The sequence below is a fragment of the Planococcus sp. APC 3906 genome (genome assembly GCF_030407685.1).
In the GTDB taxonomy this organism is placed as follows: domain Bacteria; phylum Bacillota; class Bacilli; order Bacillales_A; family Planococcaceae; genus Planococcus; species Planococcus koreensis.
Window position 1 is genome coordinate 1 of the sequence record NZ_JASDCW010000069.1, and the last position, 1,308, is coordinate 1,308.

The window sequence follows — 1,308 nt, forward strand, 5'->3', positions numbered from 1 at the left end:
GATTAAGTCCATATAATTGTGTAAAAGGAAAAAGGGCCCCATCAATCCCTGTGCTACAATGTTCACAACCACGATCACATTGGAGGAATTGATGATGACCCACCTTAATTTTAGCGTAGATATGGATTTATTGAAAGACTCTGTCTTGAACTCGAACATGGAAGCCGTCGTGAAATCGTCGGTAGTTCTGGTGTTGAATGCGTACATGGAAAATGAACGGGACGAATACCTGCAAGCTGAGCGCTATGAACGCTCATCTGAGCGTCTTGACCAACGTAATGGTTATTACGAAAGGGATTACACGATCGGAATCGGAAAAATCCGACTGAAAGTGCCGCGCACGCGCAGCGGTGAGTTCTCCACTTCTGCCTTTGAAAAATTCGCTCGCTGTGACCAAGCGCTCATGCTGTCGATGCTGGAAATGGTCGTTAACGGTGTCTCCACGCGCAAAGTCACACATGTTGTCGAGCAGCTGTGCGGGGAAAGCGTCTCCAAGTCGTTCGTCTCTTCGTTAACGACCAAACTGGATCCGGTCGTCAAGGAGTGGGCCGCACGGCCACTGAACGTCACCTATTATCCGTATGTCTTTGTGGATGCCATGTACATCAAAGTGCGTGAACACAACCGTGTCGTTTCCAAAGCGGTTTATATCGCCACGGCTATAACCGAAGATAACCGCCGGGAAATCCTGGGGCTGAAAGTGGATCACGCGGAGAGCTTCGAAAGCTGGCAAAGCTTCTTCCAGGAACTCAAATCCCGAGGGCTCCAGTCGCCCAAGCTCGTCATTTCAGACGCCCATAAGGGGTTGAAAAAAGCGATCCAGCGGGAATTCATCGGCACGAGTTGGCAACGCTGTAACGTCCACTTCAAACGCAACATCGTCGATAAATTACCGAAAAAAGATTCAGAAGAATTTCGTCTTCAGCTGAAACGCCTCTTTCAGGCAGTGACCATCGAGGATATGCGTAATTTCAAAGAGGACCTGTTCACCGCTTTCGCCGACCAGCCTAAGTATGCAAAAGCACTCGCTATCTTGGATGAAGGCTTTGATGACACGATCCAATACATGAACGAGCCCGTGAACCGCCACGTCCACATCCGCAGCACCAACTCCTTGGAACGCCTGAACCAGGAGGTTCGCCGCAGAGAACGTGTCATCCGAATCTTTCCGAATACGCAATCCGCTTTCCGCCTGATTGGGGCTGTCCTCATGCACCAGGAGAAGACGCTTTATAGCCAGAAAAAGAGCTTAACAAAATAAGGTTAGAAACAGTGTAGCTAATTTTACACAATCGTTCGGACTTGACT

General features: G+C 49.1%; 1 protein-coding gene. It reads left to right on the plus strand.

What is annotated here, in order from left to right; translation table 11 throughout:
• The first annotated feature begins 94 nt into the window (after window positions 1-94).
• Window positions 95-1,261, plus strand: coding sequence for an IS256 family transposase (locus QMA09_RS17015; RefSeq protein WP_058384748.1), 1,167 nt, complete (start codon window positions 95-97; stop codon window positions 1,259-1,261).
• Window positions 1,262-1,308: the final 47 nt, after the last annotated feature.

Bases quoted from the DNA above. Each gene is read 5' to 3' on its own strand.
- QMA09_RS17015 (WP_058384748.1), top strand. From the start codon at position 95: ATGACCCACCTTAATTTTAGCGTAGATATGGATTTATTGAAAGACTCT.